Genomic DNA, 17,119 nt, shown 5'->3' on the forward strand with positions numbered 1-17,119 from the left:
TCGGCAAGCGCAAGCTGGAGCAGATGCTGATTGGTGAGGAATCCATGCCATGAGCGCCATTGCTCTCACCCAAGCCCATACCCGCGTGCGCGAATTGGCACCGGGTTTTACCGTCAGCCTGATCGTGGCGGCTGCCGCTTCGTTTTTGTCTGAGCACTATGGTGCTCCGGTCATGCTGTTCGCCTTGTTGCTGGGCATGGCGCTGAACTTTCTGGCGGACGAAGGCTCGTGCAAGGCCGGTGTCGAGTTCACCGCGCGTATGGTGCTGCGCATCGGCGTGTCGCTACTGGGCATGCGTATCACCCTGGAACAAATGGCGGCGTTGGGCTGGAAGCCGATGGCGCTGGTGGTGATCCTGGTGGTGGTGACCATCGGCGTCTCGGTGATCGCTGCCAGGCTGCTCGGCTTTTCCCGATTGTTCGGCATGCTCACCGGTGGCGCCACCGCCATCTGCGGTGCTTCGGCAGCCTTGGCCCTGGCCGCAGCGTTGCCTAACCATCCGCAGAAAGAGCGTGCGACCCTGTTCACGGTGATCGGCGTGTCGGCGTTGTCGACCCTGGCAATGATCGTCTATCCAATGATTGCTCACGGGTTATCACTGTCGCCGCAAATTGCCGGAGTGTTCCTCGGCGCGACTATCCACGATGTCGCTCAGGTCGTGGGCGCCGGTTACGGCATGTCGACCGAGACCGGCGATACCGCCACTGTGGTCAAGCTGATACGCGTCGCCATGCTGCTGCCGGTCATCGTCGCTGCGGCCATGGTTACCCGCATGCAAGGTGCCGACCCGACAGGCAAACGCCCACCGCTGCTGCCATGGTTCGCCGTGGGATTTCTGATGCTGGCCTGCATCAACAGCACCGGCTGGATCGCGCCGGCGGTGCAAGGCGGGGTCAATGAGTTCTCGCGCTGGTGCCTGGTGATTTCCATCAGTGCCCTGGGCATGAAAACCCGGCTCAAGGAACTGGCGGCGGTCGGGATCAAGCCGATCCTGCTGATGGTCGGGGAAACTGTGTTTCTCGTGGTGCTGGTGCTTCTGTTACTGCACTGGGGTTCCTGAAAACAGGCTTCACACAGGTTTATGGCAGGGCTTCACTGGGCTGGCTCCTCATTACAGTGAGGCTCACCACCGGTGTGACAAGCACCGGTTTTCGCGGCGACTGTACCAGCAGTCGCCGTTTTTTTGTGTGCGTTGAAAGGCGGGAACAGCGCTCCCTGTCAGGGAGCGACCGCTTGTTTCTGCGCGCGACGCCACGCCGCTGGCGGCATGCCGAACTGGTTGATGAACCAGCGCGTGAAGGAACTGGCCATGGAGAAGCCGAACATGTCGGCGATGCTGCTCATCGAGTGGTTCGGGTTTTCCAGATAACGCAGCGCCAGGTCACGGCGCACCTCGTTGATCAGGTCGTTGAAGGCACAGCCGTCGTCCTGCAGACGGCGTTGAAAGGTGCGCACGTTCATGCCCTGTGACAGCGCGATCTGTTCGATCGTGGCGCGCCCCATGGGCAACAACAGGTAGATGGCCTTGCGCACTTCGAACAACAACGACGTGTTTACATCGCTTTGCAGCGAGTCGATGTAGTGTCTGGCATAACTTGCCATGGCCGGGTCGGCATTGGCGTTGACCATGTCCAGACTGGCATCGGAGCAGACGATGCCGTTGAAATCGCTGCCAAACTCCAGGTTGCAGCCGAACAGGCGTCGATGCAGATGCAGGTTCTCTGGCGGCTGGTGCATGAAGTTAACGCTGTACGGGCGCCACTGCACGCCGAGCAGTGTCGAGCACATGCCGAACAGCACGCCGATGACCAGTTCCGAGGCCTGGCGACTGGGCAGCAGCGATTCGGTGACCATCTCGGCACGAATGATCACCATCCGGCCGGCTTCTTCAACGAAGATCCCCAGGGAGTCATTCATCAGATGACGATAGTGCTCCATTACCTGAAAGGCCTCACGCAGGGTGCGTTGCTGGCTGAGCAGCAGGCTGACCGCGCCGAAGTCTGAAAGCTGGCGCGACTCGGCCATGCGCAGGCCGAGGGTCTGGCAACCACTGGCGACGGCAGAATCTTCCAGCAGGCGCATGGCGGAATCGATGGGTATACGGTTTTCCGGGACTCGCAGTTGAGCCTTGCTCAGCCCGACGACGGTCATGATGTCGCACGGGTTGAATCCGAGGTCCTGGGTGACTTCCAGGTATTTGGTCAAGACGGCGGCGCGAACAAGCTTGGGCATGTGCAGGATCTCCCTCGGCCGATGGCGGCGTTGCTTTTTTCATCGAAGGTGTTTTGCGCGTGAAGAGGACGCTTGTGGCGGAACTGCTGGCGCCAGCGATCTTCAACCCTGGTCTGGCGTGATGCAGAGCAGGTAGCGCGGATCCATTTTAGGGAGCATGGGCCCGGTGCCATGGGCATGGCGGGATAATTTCTTAGCATATTGGGACACAGGCGAAGAGCCGGGAACGATGGCGTAAGGCGCTGCGCTTTAGGTGGACGATGTCCCAATTTCACAAGATTGTGTCCCGGGAAGCTCAGTGCAGGGCACCCACATGGCGCTACCTTCAGGCCCACAATTGATAAGATGGAGGTAGAAAATGGAGACGCGCACTTCGATGCGTATCGGTCAGCCGCTCGCTGCAATGGCGCCTGCGGATGCCGACGATCCTGATGCATTCAACCACTGCTTTGCCGAAGTCAACGGCATCCGCATGCATTACATCGACGAGGGCCAGGGCCCGCTCGTCATCCTGCTGCACGGTTTCCCCTACCTCTGGTACATGTGGCGGCGCCAGATCGTGGCTTTGGCCGAGGCCGGCTTTCGGGTTGTCGTGCCCGATCAACGCGGGTTCGGGCAGTCGGACCGACCCGATGCCATCGAAGCCTATGACATGAGCCAGGCCGTCGGCGACATGGTGGGCTTGATGGGGGCCCTGGGCGAAACGTCCGCGGTCATCATTGGGCATGACCTGGGGGCCTGGGTGGCTCAAGCGTCGGCCCTGTTGCGACCGGATCTGTTCCGTGGCCTGGTGATGCTCAATACGCCGGTGCCACCGCGCAGCAAGGTCAAGCCGACCGCGGGTCTGCAGGCCATGGCGAAAGGAAGGGTCTACCACCACCTGTATTTCCAGCAGCTCGACAAGCCGGATCGCGAGTTGGCCCATGATCCGCGCAAGACCTTGAGCAGCGTCTTCTATTCGATCTCCGGCAGCGCCGTCGGCGCCGAACGCTGGCGTCTGTTCGTCGAGGCCGGTGAACCCATTCTCAATGCCTTCACCGAGCCGAAGGGGGAGTTTCCGTCCTGGTTGAGCCCGCGGTCGCTGGACTACTACGTCGCCGAGTACACACGCACGGGCTTTACCGGAGCCCTCAACTATTACCGCTGTCGTGACCGCAACTGGGAAATCACCGCGTTTCTCGACGGCGCGAAGGTCAGCCAGCCGAGCCTGTTCATCGGTGGTGCTGCCGACCCTTCCCTGGAGCCGGTCGAAATCCGTGGTCTCTACGACCAGATGGACGCCTATCTGCCCGCACTGTGCAAAAAGGTGCTGCTACCCGGTGTAGGCCATAGCGCCGCAGAGGAAAGCCCTGCCCAGGTCAACGAATTGCTGCTGGAGTTTCTCGAGCAGTCGATGTCCTGTGAGCCAGCGGCACGCTAAGCCACTGCATAGCGTGAATGCAAAAGGCAGGGCGAACGCTAGCGGCATCTGCCGTAACGTCCGCGCTGCCTTTGCACATGGACAGGGCTGGATTTTTACCTGGCTACTCAGCTGACAACCTTGACCAGCAGATGATCGCCGAACTGCTCGCGCAGACAGTTCTTCAAGACCTTGCCCGTAGCACCCAGTGGAATCGTGTCGACGAAGACCACATCATCCGGCGTCCACCACCTGGCAATCTTGCCTTCATAAAAGGCCAGCAGTTCATCCCGCGTCAGGGCTGCCTGCGCTTTCCTGACGATGATCAGCAAGGGCCGTTCATCCCACTTCGCATGTTTGGCCGCGATGCAGGCCGCCTGGGCGACTGACGGGTGGCTCAGCGCAATGTTCTCCAGGTCAATGGAGCCTATCCACTCGCCACCCGACTTGATCACATCCTTGCTGCGATCGGTGATCTGCATGAAGCCATCGCCATCGATGGTCGCCACATCGCCGGTCAGGAACCATGTCTGGCCGGCGTGCTCGAGCAGCGGCGAGCACTCACCTTCGTTTCTGAAATAGTCGCGTACCACCCAGGGTCCACGCACCATCAGGTCACCCGAGGTCGCGCCGTCCCAAGGCAGTTCCACGCCGTCCGTACCGACGATCTTCATGTCGACGCCAAATACTGCGCGGCCTTGTTTGGACTGCACGGCATTACGCTCGGCCGGGGACATGACCAGGTGCCTGGCCTTGAGGGTGCCAATGGTTCCGATCGGGCTCAATTCCGTCATCCCCCAGACGTGCAGCACTGCTACGCCGAAGATCTCCTGAAACGTGTGCAGCATGGCCGTGGGGCAGGCTGCGCCGCCAATGATGGTGCGCTTCATGCTGGAGAACCGCTGACCTGTGACCTCAAGATGCCCAAGAAGGCCTTGCCAGACCGTCGGTACGCCGGCGGACAGCGTCACCTGCTCGGCTTCGAGCAGCTCAAACAGCGATTGGCCGTCCAGCGCAGGTCCCGGAAATACCAGCTTGGCGCCGACCATGCAGGCGATATACGGGAGCCCCCAGGCGTTGACATGGAACATCGGCACAACCGGCAGGATGACGTCGCGCGCCGAACAATTCAGGGCATCCGGTAGCGCCGCCGCATAAGTGTGCAGCAGCGATGAGCGATGACTGTACAAGACACCTTTTGGGTTGCCCGTGGTGCCGGAGGTGTAGCAGAGCGTACACGCGGCATCTTCGTCGAGATCCGGCCAGGCGTAGTCGCAGGAACCCTGTTGAAGCAGATCTTCATAGCACAGCAGGTTGTCGATACCGGCGTCTGTCGGCATATGGGCCTGATCGGTCATGGCGATGAACGCCTTGACCGTGTGGCAGCGGCCAGCGATGAGCTTGATCAACGGCAGGAAGGTCATGTCGAAAAAGATGTACTGGTCTTCGGCATGATTGGCGATGTAGGCCACCTGGTCTTCATGCAGGCGTGGGTTGATGGTATGCACGATGGCACCCATGCCGCCGATGCCATAGTACAACTCCAGGTGACGATAGCCGTTCCAGGCCAGCGTACCGATGCGGTCGGCTGGCAGCACGCCCAGGCCGGTCAGGGCGCTGGCCATCTGGCGCGCGCGACGGTGGCAGTCTCGGAAGGTGTAGCGATGGATATCGCCCTCGACCCTGCGGGACACAATCGGTGTATCGCCATGATGGCGGTCGGCATGTTCTATCAGAGAAGAAATCAACAGCTGCTTGTGCATCATCAAGCCATGCATGGGCATCGCTCCGTTCATAAGTCTGAGATCGGGGAGCGGACAGGCGGCCAGGGCTCTCTGTCAGATTCCACGTCAAGACCGCGAACCGGGACAGCCTGTTTTCCTCCCCTGGATATTGGCGATCAGGTAACCGTCCCGGCTGCCCCGTGAATCGGGGCCTGCCGGGAGCGTTGCTGGAACCGGATCAGTTAAATGCTGTGAGATCTTTCGGCGCGATGTCGTGCAGCTCGCAATAAGCGAGGTAACGCTTGAGGCCGGACTTCCAGTTTTCCAGCGCGACGATATTGTCGTTGTCATCGACAAACGCGAGGTCGCCATTGACCTGGACCAGGGTCAGCACATAGCCGTCGCCATTGCCGGTGCTGACGACTTCCGGGGTGTGAGTCGACCCGGCCGTCTCGTAGACAATGCTGCCCGGGCCGGCGACCCAGTCATGTTCCTTGTATTTCCACTGGCCTTCGAAGGTGTAGACCATCACCGTGCCCGTGTGATGGTGCTTGGGCAGTTGCATGTCGATCGGCGCCTTCATCATGACGATCCATTCGCCGCGGATCGGGTCGAGTTTGAAGTACTTGAGCAGGACGTTATCCGCATACGGGGTAAACGGAATCCAGGGCAGGGATTCGCCATCGATGACGGCGGTGTCGACGTGTTCGTAGAGCATAGGTATCTCCGTTGATTGTTGTTGTGAGCGGGAATTTTTCGGCGGCCGGGATCGCCCGACCATCACGGAGGGTCGGGTGTTCTGGCAGCCTGTCAGGCAGTCAGGGTCAGTTCAGCGGGGTGCCCGTCAGGGTCGCGCGCAGCATCTTTCTTGGCGCATTGCCGTAGTCAGCCACCGCGTAGTGCTGGACTTGCAGGTTGTCCCACATGGCAACCGTGTTGGTGCGCCATTTCAGGCGTACCTGATATTCAGGAATGGCGGCCTGGGAGATCAGGTAGTTCATCAGATGATGAGCCTCGGGCATGAAGTCCTGGCCGTAACGGATGTCCTCGAAGTTGAAGAAATTCGAGAAATGGGTGGTGAACGCGGAGTTGACGAACAGCACCTTTTCACCCGTCTCGGGATGGATCAGCACAACCGGGTGTTCAGCGCCGGGGGTCTTCAGGGCCATCGCGTGACGTTCTTCGCGTGGCAACTGGGCGCCAAAGGTCTGCTCGGCACCGTGCTTGGCATACAAACCCTCGATCCGCTGCTTGATGGTGTCGGGCAGATTGTCGTAGGCCATCACCATGTTGGAAAACAGAGTGTCTCCGCCGGTTTCCGGACCCAGTTCGCAGCGCAACACCGCGCCGCGGGGCGGCGCCTTCTTGTAAGTGACATCGGCATGCCAGAGGTTCTCGCGGCTGGCCTTTTCGACATAGCTCTTGGGCTTGCTCGGATCGAGGTTGCGGTACAGCATCAGCAACTTGTCCGCCTCCGGATGGCTGGGCGCCAGGGGATGTGCTTCCAGTTCGCTGAATTGCGCGGCGAAATGCTGTTGCTCCATTGGAGTGATGTTCTGATCGCGAAAGAACAGCACTTTGTGCTTGAGCCACAGCTCCCGGATTTGCGCGATCAGTTCGGGGTCCTCAGCGGCGTCGACAAGGCTGACGTTGCTGAGCTCGGCGCCGATGGCGGGCGTGCAAAGCTCCACCTTGATCGAATGCTGGCGCACCGACGACCGGATGATGGCCGGTGCCGAGGGAGAGGTTGGTGAAGGGGTGTCCTGGATTTCGGCGATTTTTGTCATTGTTGTCTCCACTCCGTGCTTATACGTCGGTGCGCAAGATATGCGCCCGTTATAGGTAACCGGCCCCCGCTGATGGGGCGGAGGTAGTGGTCCTATCGTAGATATCCCAGGCACGAGGCTATGAGCGCAGCGGGACAGTTTCTTAGCATGTTGGGACAACGAGCCGAGCGGTCAGGACTCAGGTGAATGATGACCATGCTCCGGCGCTGTCTTTCTTGCGAGGCCGGAATTAGTTGAGATCGACCGTGTGCGAGCGATTGGTCGAATTGGCAGCGCAACCAGTGCGAGATCTGCTGCTTTCATCGAAGGACTTGAGGTTCTCAAAAAAATCGAACGTCTCCTTTTGGCCGTTATTTGCCTGTCACAACCGCAGCCGACTGCTGCTGGATGCGATGAGCCACCCGAGGTTGTATTCCGAGATTGCTCATGAGCGATTTACCTGCGAGAGGTCGGCTGGCTCATTTGCATTGCCCCACACGTCCTCAAACCTGAAATGGCTTTTAGCTGTCTGTGCCTGTCTCTCATCTCAAACATCACCGATTTTTTGAAATAACACCACCCATGTATTGATTCAAATCGCGCAGATCTTTAATGCTCCATGAGTACGGCGATAGCTTTACACCGTTCTCTCGTAACGTTTTTGGAATTAAGTCTCCATTGGGACGAAGTATTATCGATGACACAATCACGCCCGGATAATCATTTAATCGTTTTTTGAAAGCGGAGGTTGTTAGATCAGGTGTAGGAGGATTGCTTTTATTAGCCAATGGCCCTGTAGCTTTGAGATCTATTCCGTGACACATGGCGCATCGCTGTAAATAGAGGTTTTTTCCATTAACATTTTCAGCGAAGGATAGTGATGTTTGAGCTAACGACAACCCCCCTAGAAAAGTGATGAATAATAGTTTCATGGTTTTTATCTTCCTTGATGGAATCAGCGTTGACTGGGTGCGATTGGTGGTTGCGCTCTGTGGCGAGCAATCAGTTTCCCGCCACAGAGGGGCCGTGCTTACTCCTTCACTTCAACCTTATCCAGCGCCTGATTCACCGCCAGTTCCCCCAGCATGACCACCTGCGTAATCCCCAGCAGCGTCTTGCGGTGTGAGTTCTCCAACAACGCCGCGAGATTGCTGAGCATGGTGGTCGCCGAGCCCAGTGATTCGCTGGCGTTGACCAGCAGGGATTCTGAGTCGCACTTGGGGTTGGCGAGGAACATCGGTTCGGGTTCGTGGGTGCTGGCCATGATCTGGGCGGCCGGGTCGAGATAGTGGTCGAGGGCGCGTTCGGCCGCTTCGTGGAGTTTTTTCGAATCGAGGGATTCGTAGGGCGATGCCGGATCGGTGTCGGGTGGGTTGGGTGTTGGTTTGAACATAGATGAAACTCCTGGAAGAACTATTGAGGAGCCATCACCCTTCGCTACCAAACGAATGGTGGTGACCATACACAGGTTGGTAGACCGGTCCAGGAACCCGGCGCTCCCGAGGGAGCCCTGCGCATGGGCACCATAAAAAACAGAGATTAAAACGATCTCTGTAAAAGGTGGCGCTATACGCCTGGACATACCGGGCTACCAAACCCGATCACTGTTTTTCAGTGACCCAGCCACGATAAAACCCGCGCCCCAGACGCACAAGCCGGCGAATTCTGTCTTACCCGTAGGCGATGGCGCAAGGCGTTGTAGCCTTTGGCTGGTAACAGGAGGCTTCGCTTAAACAGATGCGGGTTTTGTTGTTTAAGCACCAGACAAATGAAATCCCTGTGGGCGCGAGCAAGCTCACCCCCACAGGGTTTTGTGTTTTGTCTGAGGGATCGGGGGGGCACAAACATGCCCTGCCCCCCTGCCCGGTCACTTTTTGTTGGCGGCCAGATAGTGCGCGACCAACGCATTGGCATGGCCATGGCCCATGCCGTGTTCATCTTTCAACCACGCCACGATTTCCATGTGCTTCTTGTCGCTCACTGTTCCGAGCAACGCCAGCCAGTGGCTAATCGGCTGCCCATACTTTTTCTCAATGGACGGGAAGTACGACGCCGGTCCTTTTACTTTTGTGTCTTCGGCCATGCTGCAAGCTCCCTTTGTCACGACGGAGTGTCGGATAACGCTCCTTGTCGTCAGCCCATAGAGTGGCCGCGATTGGCTATCCCAGCAACAACCCCTGCTCCGCCTCACACAACCCCACCACATAGTCCCAAACCACCCGCAGCCGCACTGACTTGTGCAACTCGCGCCGGGTACTGATCCAGTAACTTCGCTCAATACTCTCGTCCGGCAACAACGGCACCAGGTCCGCATCTGCACTTGCCATGTAACAAGGCAACACCGCAATCCCCAACCCGGAGCGCGCAGCCTGTTGCTGGGCAATGACGCTGGTGCTGTGAAACACCACCCGTGGATTGCGGCAGAAACTATTAAGGAACATCAATTCCTGGCTGAACAGCAAGTCGTCGACATAGCCGATCCAGGCATGGCGCCCGAGGTCTTCGCGGCTGCGCAATGGCGGTGAGCGGTCGAGATACGCCTGGCTGGCGTAGAGCCCCAGTCGATAGTCGGTGAGTTTGCGGGTGACCAGCATGTCGGCGGCCGGGCGTTCGAGGTGGATGCTGATTTCGGCTTCGCGGTTGAGGATGCTGACGAAGCGCGGCACCGCCACCAGTTCCACTTCCAGCCCCGGATAGCGTTCGAACAAGCCGTTCATGCGGCTGGCAAGGAACATGATACCCAGCCCTTCCGTGACGCCGACGCGAATCTTGCCCAGCGGCGCGGTGGACTGGGTGATTTCTTCCTGGGCCAGCAACGCGACGTTTTCCATGGCTTCGGCGTGTTTGAGCAGCGCTTCGCCGGCCGGGGTCATTTCGTAACCCTGGGCATGCTGGACGAACAGCGCCGTGCCGAGGCTCTTTTCGATGGCCTCGATGTGCCGCGCGACTGTGGCGTGGGTGGTGTTCAAACGGCGGGCAGCGGTGAGCAAACGCCCGCTGCGCTGCAACTCGAGAAAAAACCGCAGGTCATTCCAGTCGAACATGATCCGTCCTTGAGGCAATGCTGTTTAAAAACGCACAGCGGCTGCGCAAAAACTAACATTCTTTTGACGAAAGCGAACAACTAGGATGACCGACAACAAGAACAACAAGACGAGGTCAGGGATGAAGACTCTCCTGGATGAATTCGACTACATTGTGGTCGGCGCCGGGCCGGCGGGTTGTTTGCTGGCCAATCGACTGTCGGCCAACCCGCAACACCGGGTGCTGCTGCTCGAGGCCGGCGGCCGCGATAACTATGCGTGGATTCACATTCCCGTGGGTTACCTGTTCTGCATCGGCAACCCGCGCACCGATTGGTGTTTCAAGACTCAGGCACAAGCCGGCCTGCAAGGTCGCACCCTGAGTTACCCGCGCGGCAAAGTGCTCGGCGGCTGTTCTTCCATCAACGGCATGATCTACATGCGTGGCCAGGCCGGCGACTACGACCGCTGGGCTGCCGATGGCAATCCGGGCTGGAGCTGGAACGACGTGTTGCCGTTGTTCAAAAAGAGCGAAAACCATTTTGCCGGCGACTCCGAGTTTCACGGCGCCAGCGGCGACTGGCGGGTCGAGCGGCAGCGGCTGTCGTGGCCGATTCTGGACGCCTTCCGCAACGCTGCCGAGCAAAGCGGCATTGCCAGCATTGATGATTTCAACCAGGGCGATAACGAAGGCTGCGGCTACTTTCAGGTCAACCAGAAGGCCGGGATCCGCTGGAACGCGGCCAAGGCTTTTCTCAAACCGGTCCGCCATCGCGCCAATCTCACCGTGCTGACCGACGTCGAAGTGGACCGCGTATTGCTGGAAAACGGTCGCGCTTCAGCGCTGATAACGCGCTGGCAAGGTCAGGCGAAAACCTTCAAGGCGCGCAAGGAAATCGTCTTGTGCGCCGGCTCTGTCGGCTCACCGGGTATCCTTCAGCGCTCGGGGATCGGTCCGCGTCCGCTGCTGCAAAAACTCGGAATCGGCGTCGCCCATGAGCTGCCGGGGGTGGGCGGCAATCTGCAGGATCACCTGCAATTGCGGTTGATCTACAAACTGGAAAATGCGCGAACGCTGAACCAGATCGCCGGCAGCGTGTGGGGCAAGATGGGCATGGGTTTGCGCTATCTGTATGACCGCAGCGGCCCGCTGTCCATGGCGCCGAGTCAACTGGGGGCCTTCGCCCGTTCGGGTCCGGAACAGACCTCGGCGAATCTCGAATATCACGTGCAGCCCTTGTCGCTGGAGCGCTTCGGCGAGCCGTTGCACCCCTTCCCTGCTTTTACTGCCTCGGTTTGCGATCTGCGGCCGCAGAGCCGTGGCCGAGTAGACATCAGTTCTGCCAACCCGCAGGACGCGCCAGTGATTCAACCCAACTATTTGAGTCACCCGGAAGATTTGCGCGTGGCGGCTGATGCCATTCGCCTGACCCGGCGCATCGTTGCTGCGCCGGCGCTGCATGCGTTCAAACCGGTCGAGTATTTGCCCGGTGACCGTTTGCAGACTGAAGAGGAATTGCAGGAGGCGGCTGCGCAGATCGGCACGACTATTTTCCATCCGGTGGGTACTTGCCGGATGGGTAATGACGCGGAAGCGGTGGTGGATGCCGAGTTGCGGGTCCGTGGCATTCCCGGTTTGCGTGTAGCTGATGCCTCGATCATGCCGCGCATTACCTCGGGCAATACCTGTTCGCCGACGTTGATGATTGCTGAAAAAGCCGCCCAGCTAATCCTCGAATCAACAGCCAACACCATTCCTGCAGGAGTGAGCCTGCTCGCGATGACTGACTGATATTCAACATCTATGGTGACTGCTACACCGCTATCGTCGGAACGCCGCCCGGAGCCGGTTCACGCCTACAAGGGTAATGAGCTTGGCTTGTGGGCATTGAGCTCTACATGGAACACGCAACACCAGTGGAACAACAAAAACAATCACTGTGAGGGATACCGATATGTCAGAACATGTTCAGACCCTGGAAGCCGCGCCCGTCGCGGCGCTCACCCACGACACCCGCAAAGTCATCTTCGCCTCGTCACTGGGGACGGTGTTCGAGTGGTACGACTTTTTCCTCTATGGCGCCCTCGCGGCGGTCATCAGCAAACAATTTTTCGCCGGGGTCAACGACACCACGGCGTTCATCTTTGCGCTGATGGCCTTCGCCGCAGGCTTCATCGTGCGGCCTTTCGGCGCGTTGGTGTTCGGTCGATTGGGGGACATGATCGGACGCAAATACACCTTCCTCGCAACCATCGTACTCATGGGCCTGGCGACGTTCTGCGTCGGCTTACTGCCGACCTACGCGAGCATCGGCATCGCCGCGCCGATTATCCTCGTGGTGCTGCGCATGCTTCAGGGTCTGGCCCTGGGCGGTGAATATGGCGGCGCGGCCACCTATGTCGCTGAGCATGCACCGATAGGCAAACGTGGTTTCCACACCAGCTGGATTCAGTCCACGGCGACCCTCGGTTTATTGCTGTCGCTGCTGGTGGTGCTCGGTTGCCGTTACTTCACTGGCGACCAGTTTGAAGTCTGGGGCTGGCGCATTCCGTTTCTGTTTTCCATCATTTTGCTGGGCATCTCGACCTGGATTCGCCTGAGCCTGCACGAGTCGCCGGCCTTTGTGAAAATGAAAGAGGAAGGCAAACTCTGCAAGTCGCCGCTGCGTGATTCCTTCGGCAAGTGGGAAAACCTCAAGGTCGTGTTGATTGCCCTGTTCAGCATCAACGCCGGGCAAGCGGTGACCTTTTACGCCGCGCAGTTTTACGTGCTGTTTTTCCTCACCCAGTTCCTGAAGATGGACCCGGCGGTGGCCAACGGTTTGCTGATTGTCAGCGTGATCATTGGCGCGCCTTTCTTCATTTTCTTTGGCTGGCTGTCGGACAAGGTCGGGCGCAAACCGGTGCTGATGATCGGCCTGCTGCTGGCCACCGCGCTGTATTTCCCGATCTTCAAATCGCTGGCGCATTACGCCAACCCGGCCATTGACCAGGCCAGCCGTCAGGCACCGATTACCGTATTGGCCGACCCGGCGACCTGTACGTTCCAGTTCGACCCGGTGGGCAAGGCGAAATTTGATAGCCCGTGCGACAAGGTCAAAACCTTCCTGGTCAAACAAGGCCTGCCTTACGCGAGCGCCGAAGCACCCGCGGGCAGTGGCGTACAGGTCAGTGTCGGTGACGTGAAAATCGACGGTTACGACGAAGCGGCCCTGCGTGGCGCGGTGACACTGGCCGGCTATCCGTCACAGGCTGATATGCAGCAAATCAACAAGCCGATGATCGTTGCGTTGATCGTCGCGCTGATCATCATCAGCGCCATGTGCTATGGCCCGCTGGCGGCGTTGATGGTCGAACTGTTCCCGACGCGCATCCGCTACACCTCGATGTCGCTGCCCTATCACATCGGCAACGGCTGGTTTGGCGGGTTCTTGCCGACCGTGTCGTTTGCGTTGGTGGTCTACACCGGCGACATCTTCTACGGGCTCTGGTACCCGGTGGTGATTACCGCGGTGAGCCTGGTGGTGGGGATGATCTGTTTGCGCGAGACCAAGAACGTCGATCTCGATAAAAACTGACGGGGCTTTGTGGCGAGGGCCTCCCTCGCCACACACCTTGGAAAACGATCCTCAGGCTTCGGCATCGAGCAATTCGAATTTCACCTGATCCGGGTAGAACGCCACGTATCCACGAATCTGATTGACGGATATTTTAGGGTTCTCGTAACTCCAGACCGCATTGGCGCCTTCATGCCCCGGGACTTGCAAGCTGTAATAGCTGGCATCGCCCTTGTAGGGGCAATAGCTGGTGTGGTCGGTGCGGGCATAATACTTTTCGTCGATGTCCTCTCGCGGCACGTAGTACACCGGCGGGTAATTGGCCTCCAACAGCACCAGAGCGCGCGCGGACGCGGCGACCTGAATGCCATGAAACTTCACCAGCAGGCAACCCGGCTGCTCGGCGATGGTGATGACAGGACTGGGACCGGAGCTTTTCATGGAATACGTTCCTCATGACGGTGATGAACCTGGGAGCGTGGCCCGCCCTTGATGGCGTGCGCCGTTGCCCCGAAACCTGAGACCACAACTGTCAGGTATAACCCAAAATTCGGCATCGCCGCGGCCCCGCAGCCGAACGGGCCGTTTTGACCGCCGCAACCCGACGCAACAGCTTTGCTGTACATCCATACAGATAAAGATTGATCCGGCGCTCATCACCGGCCATTCTGTGCGCCTCTTGCACACTTGATGAACGATGGTGGTTATGCGGCTGTACCTCTGTGAAAAACCTTCCCAGGCCAAAGACATTGCAGCCGTGCTCGGCGCCAAGCGTCGGGGCGATGGCTGCTGGCTGGGAACAGACGTCACGGTGACCTGGTGCATCGGCCATTTGCTGGAAACGGCACCGCCGGACGCCTACGACGCGCGCTACAAACGCTGGGTACTGGCCGACCTGCCGATCATTCCCGAGAAATGGAAGATGACCGTCAAGCCGCGCACGGCCAGCCAGTACAAAGCCGTCAAACGCTTGCTCGGCGAGGCCGATGAGCTGGTGATCGCCACCGACGCCGACCGCGAAGGCGAGATGATCGCTCGCGAACTGGTCGAGCACTGCCGCTATCGCGGGCCGATCCGTCGGCTGTGGCTGTCGGCGCTGGACGATGCGTCGATCCGCAAGGCACTGTCTGCGCTGAAACCGGGGGCCGAAACATTCAGCCTTTATCATTCGGCGCTGGGCCGCTCCCGGGCCGACTGGCTGATCGGGATGAACATGAGCCGGTTGTTTACGTTGCTGGGCCGTCAGTCCGGTTATCAGGGCGTGTTGCCGGTAGGTCGGGTGCAGACGCCGACCTTGCGGCTGGTGGTGGACCGCGATCGCAGCATTGCCGATTTCGTCCCCGTGGCTTACTGGGCCATCGACGTGCAGCTGCTGCACGAAGGTACGGCGTTCACAGCCCAATGGCGTGCAACGTCCGATGCTTGTGATGACCAGGATCGCTGCCTGAACCAGCCCCTCGCGCAAGCCGCCGCACAAGCGCTTGGCAACGCCGCGAGCGCACGAGTGATCAAACTGCGCACCGAGCGCATGCGTGAAGTCGCCCCGCTACCCTTCGATCTGGGCACCTTGCAGGAAGTCTGTTCGAAGAAGCTCGGCCTCGGCGCCCAGGAAACTCTGGATATCGCCCAGGCGCTCTACGAAACCCACAAAGTCATCACCTACCCGCGCAGTGATTGCGGTTTTCTGCCGCTGAGTCAGCACAGCGAAGCCCCCGGCATTCTCGCCGCACTGCGCCAGGCCGATCCGTCCCTGAACGCGCTGAACGATTACCTGGAACCGCAACGGCGCTCACGGGCCTGGAACGATGCCAAGGTCACCGCGCACCACGGCATCATCCCCACCGCGGCGGCAAAGAATCTGGATCGGCTGGTGGGCAAACAGCGGGCGGTCTACACGCTGATTCGTGCGCGTTATCTGGCGCAGTTCCTGCCCAATCATGAATACGACCGCACCCAGGCCGACTTCAACTGCGCCGGCGAAGCCCTGCGTGCCGTCGGCAAACAGATCGTCGAACCCGGTTGGAAGCGTGCCCTGCCGGAAGCCCTCGCCCCCGCCAAGGGCCGTGAGGCGCCTGCGCCACAAACCTTGCCGGCACTGGCCGAGGGGCTGGATTGCACCGTGGCCGATGTGAAGCTCAAGGACCTGTGGACACAGCCGCCCAAACCGTTCACCGAAGGCGACCTGATCAAGGCCATGAAAAACGTGGCCAAACTTGTGGAAGACCCGCTGCTCAAACAGAAGCTCAAGGACACCACCGGCATCGGCACCGAGGCGACACGCGCCTCGATCATTCAGGGCCTTCTCGACCGTGGTTACCTGATCAAGAACGGCAAAGCGCTGGCCGCTACCCCGGCAGCTTTCAGCCTGATCGATGCGGTGCCGCGCGCGATTGCCGACCCCGGCACCACCGCGATCTGGGAACAAGCGCTGGACATGGTGCAGAGTGGCGAAATGAGCCTGGAAGAGTTCGTCACCAAACAGGCGGCGTGGATGAGCAAACAAGTCGCCCGTTGCGCCGGTTTGAGCCTGACCATCAGCGGCCCCGCCAGCCCGGCCGGGCGAGGTGCCGCACCGTGGAAGAAAAAACGCAAACCGGCGACACGCAAACCCTCGACGGGCAGCAAACGCGCCGCGAAACCGACAAGCAAGGCTTGATGGCACTTCGAACGGACCGGGATGGTCTAGTGTTCTTCAAGCCCGGCGACTGCCTGTTCTGAAAAGACATCGCAGCCTCGTTTCACTCGACAGCGGCTACAGGAATTATATTTATGATTATCGTGCATCACCTGAACAACTCGCGTTCCCAGCGCATTCTCTGGCTGCTGGAAGAATTGGCGATTCCTTACGAGCTGAAACTGTATCAGCGCGATCCGAAAACCAATCTTGCCCCGCCGGAACTGAAAGCGATCAATGCGCTGGGTAAATCGCCGGTCATTGAAGACGGTAAGCAGAAGCTGATCGAGTCCGCGGCGATCATTGATTACCTGATCCGCCGTCATGGCCAGGGTCGCCTGCAACCCGATCCTTCCACCCCTGCCTACGACGAATACGTCCAGTGGCTGCACTTCGCCGAAGGCTCTGCGATGTTGCCGCTGATGCTGAACCTGTATGTCGGACGCCTCGGTGAAGCCGGGGCGCCGCTGCATCCGCGCATCAACTCGGAAGTGGCGAACTACCTGGGCTACCTCGACACCGCACTGAGCCAGTCCGATTACCTGCTCGGTGACGAGTTCAGCGCCGCCGATATCCAGATGAGCTTCATCGGCGAGATCGCCCGGGCCCAAGGCAAACTGGCCAACTACCCGCATGTGGCGGCCTGGGTCCAACGCTTCCAGGCGCGCCCGGCTTACCTCGCTGCATTGAAGAAAGGCGGCCAGTACGACTTCGCGCCGCACTGAGTGATCCTTACAGGGCCAC

General features: G+C 59.5%; 15 protein-coding genes. 6 read left to right on the plus strand and 9 right to left on the minus strand.

Annotated elements, in window-relative coordinates:
• Positions 1–49: 49 nt before the first annotated feature.
• Positions 50–1,060 (plus strand): YeiH family protein, encoded by a 1,011-nt coding sequence (locus tag AB4N43_RS04755; protein WP_460153339.1) that lies wholly within the window; start codon positions 50–52, stop codon positions 1,058–1,060.
• A 158-nt stretch (positions 1,061–1,218) separates the two neighbouring features.
• Here AB4N43_RS04755 and AB4N43_RS04760 read toward each other — a convergent pair whose 3' ends face one another.
• The gene (locus AB4N43_RS04760; RefSeq protein ID WP_027925338.1) at positions 1,219–2,232 is read right to left on the minus strand and encodes an AraC family transcriptional regulator; all 1,014 of its coding nucleotides are present in this window, start codon (positions 2,230–2,232) and stop codon (positions 1,219–1,221) included.
• A gap of 358 nt (positions 2,233–2,590) precedes the next feature.
• Between AB4N43_RS04760 and AB4N43_RS04765 the strand changes: the two genes are divergently transcribed.
• Positions 2,591–3,652 (plus strand): alpha/beta fold hydrolase, encoded by a 1,062-nt coding sequence (locus AB4N43_RS04765; RefSeq protein WP_081744000.1) that lies wholly within the window; start codon positions 2,591–2,593, stop codon positions 3,650–3,652.
• A 107-nt stretch (positions 3,653–3,759) separates the two neighbouring features.
• Here the strand turns inward: AB4N43_RS04765 and AB4N43_RS04770 are convergent, their stop codons facing one another.
• From AB4N43_RS04770 to AB4N43_RS04800, 7 genes are all read right to left on the minus strand, one after another.
• Complete coding sequence (locus tag AB4N43_RS04770) at positions 3,760–5,409, minus strand: 3-(methylthio)propionyl-CoA ligase (RefSeq protein ID WP_460153341.1); 1,650 nt, start codon at positions 5,407–5,409, stop codon at positions 3,760–3,762.
• Positions 5,410–5,593: 184 nt separating this feature from the next.
• Positions 5,594–6,073, minus strand: a complete 480-nt coding sequence (locus AB4N43_RS04775) for a 2,4'-dihydroxyacetophenone dioxygenase family protein (protein WP_027925336.1) — start codon at positions 6,071–6,073, stop codon at positions 5,594–5,596.
• A 106-nt stretch (positions 6,074–6,179) separates the two neighbouring features.
• Positions 6,180–7,052: a TauD/TfdA dioxygenase family protein gene (locus AB4N43_RS04780; protein WP_218186582.1), complete on the minus strand. Its 873-nt coding sequence runs from the start codon at positions 7,050–7,052 to the stop codon at positions 6,180–6,182.
• A 623-nt stretch (positions 7,053–7,675) separates the two neighbouring features.
• On the minus strand, positions 7,676–8,053 hold the full coding sequence (locus tag AB4N43_RS04785; protein ID WP_310259227.1) for a c-type cytochrome: 378 nt from the start codon (positions 8,051–8,053) through the stop codon (positions 7,676–7,678).
• 98 nt (positions 8,054–8,151) lie between these two features.
• Entirely contained in the window at positions 8,152–8,514 is a 363-nt protein-coding gene (locus tag AB4N43_RS04790) for a DUF6124 family protein (RefSeq protein ID WP_460153343.1), read from the minus strand.
• 474 nt (positions 8,515–8,988) lie between these two features.
• Positions 8,989–9,204 (minus strand): DUF4287 domain-containing protein, encoded by a 216-nt coding sequence (locus AB4N43_RS04795; RefSeq protein WP_027925333.1) that lies wholly within the window; start codon positions 9,202–9,204, stop codon positions 8,989–8,991.
• A gap of 76 nt (positions 9,205–9,280) precedes the next feature.
• Entirely contained in the window at positions 9,281–10,165 is an 885-nt protein-coding gene (locus tag AB4N43_RS04800; RefSeq protein WP_027925332.1) for a LysR family transcriptional regulator, read from the minus strand.
• A gap of 121 nt (positions 10,166–10,286) precedes the next feature.
• Here AB4N43_RS04800 and AB4N43_RS04805 point away from each other — a divergent pair, with 121 nt between their 5' ends.
• Together AB4N43_RS04805 and AB4N43_RS04810 are read left to right on the plus strand one after the other, a co-directional pair.
• Complete coding sequence (locus AB4N43_RS04805) at positions 10,287–11,936, plus strand: GMC family oxidoreductase (RefSeq protein WP_460153346.1); 1,650 nt, start codon at positions 10,287–10,289, stop codon at positions 11,934–11,936.
• 163 nt (positions 11,937–12,099) lie between these two features.
• A complete protein-coding gene (locus AB4N43_RS04810) occupies positions 12,100–13,722 on the plus strand; it encodes an MFS transporter (RefSeq protein WP_460153348.1) in 1,623 nt (540 codons plus the stop codon).
• Between the two features lie 51 nt (positions 13,723–13,773).
• Here the strand turns inward: AB4N43_RS04810 and AB4N43_RS04815 are convergent, their stop codons facing one another.
• Positions 13,774–14,142: a DUF427 domain-containing protein gene (locus AB4N43_RS04815; protein ID WP_460153350.1), complete on the minus strand. Its 369-nt coding sequence runs from the start codon at positions 14,140–14,142 to the stop codon at positions 13,774–13,776.
• A gap of 265 nt (positions 14,143–14,407) precedes the next feature.
• Here AB4N43_RS04815 and AB4N43_RS04820 point away from each other — a divergent pair, with 265 nt between their 5' ends.
• Positions 14,408–16,357: a DNA topoisomerase III gene (locus AB4N43_RS04820; RefSeq protein WP_027925328.1), complete on the plus strand. Its 1,950-nt coding sequence runs from the start codon at positions 14,408–14,410 to the stop codon at positions 16,355–16,357.
• Between the two features lie 113 nt (positions 16,358–16,470).
• Positions 16,471–17,100, plus strand: a complete 630-nt coding sequence (locus AB4N43_RS04825; protein WP_027925327.1) for a glutathione S-transferase family protein — start codon at positions 16,471–16,473, stop codon at positions 17,098–17,100.
• Positions 17,101–17,119: the final 19 nt, after the last annotated feature.

This window comes from Pseudomonas sp. S2_B07, from assembly GCF_054668435.1.

Coding starts and splice junctions, on each gene's coding strand:
- AB4N43_RS04815 (WP_460153350.1), bottom strand. CDS start 14,142: ATGAAAAGCTCCGGTCCCAGTCCTGTCATCACCATCGCCGAGCAGCCG.
- AB4N43_RS04775 (WP_027925336.1), bottom strand. CDS start 6,073: ATGCTCTACGAACACGTCGACACCGCCGTCATCGATGGCGAATCCCTG.
- AB4N43_RS04805 (WP_460153346.1), top strand. CDS start 10,287: ATGAAGACTCTCCTGGATGAATTCGACTACATTGTGGTCGGCGCCGGG.
- AB4N43_RS04810 (WP_460153348.1), top strand. CDS start 12,100: ATGTCAGAACATGTTCAGACCCTGGAAGCCGCGCCCGTCGCGGCGCTC.
- AB4N43_RS04825 (WP_027925327.1), top strand. CDS start 16,471: ATGATTATCGTGCATCACCTGAACAACTCGCGTTCCCAGCGCATTCTC.
- AB4N43_RS04770 (WP_460153341.1), bottom strand. CDS start 5,409: ATGCATGGCTTGATGATGCACAAGCAGCTGTTGATTTCTTCTCTGATA.
- AB4N43_RS04765 (WP_081744000.1), top strand. CDS start 2,591: ATGGAGACGCGCACTTCGATGCGTATCGGTCAGCCGCTCGCTGCAATG.
- AB4N43_RS04820 (WP_027925328.1), top strand. CDS start 14,408: ATGCGGCTGTACCTCTGTGAAAAACCTTCCCAGGCCAAAGACATTGCA.
- AB4N43_RS04795 (WP_027925333.1), bottom strand. CDS start 9,204: ATGGCCGAAGACACAAAAGTAAAAGGACCGGCGTCGTACTTCCCGTCC.
- AB4N43_RS04785 (WP_310259227.1), bottom strand. CDS start 8,053: ATGAAACTATTATTCATCACTTTTCTAGGGGGGTTGTCGTTAGCTCAA.
- AB4N43_RS04755 (WP_460153339.1), top strand. CDS start 50: ATGAGCGCCATTGCTCTCACCCAAGCCCATACCCGCGTGCGCGAATTG.
- AB4N43_RS04790 (WP_460153343.1), bottom strand. CDS start 8,514: ATGTTCAAACCAACACCCAACCCACCCGACACCGATCCGGCATCGCCC.
- AB4N43_RS04760 (WP_027925338.1), bottom strand. CDS start 2,232: ATGCCCAAGCTTGTTCGCGCCGCCGTCTTGACCAAATACCTGGAAGTC.
- AB4N43_RS04800 (WP_027925332.1), bottom strand. CDS start 10,165: ATGTTCGACTGGAATGACCTGCGGTTTTTTCTCGAGTTGCAGCGCAGC.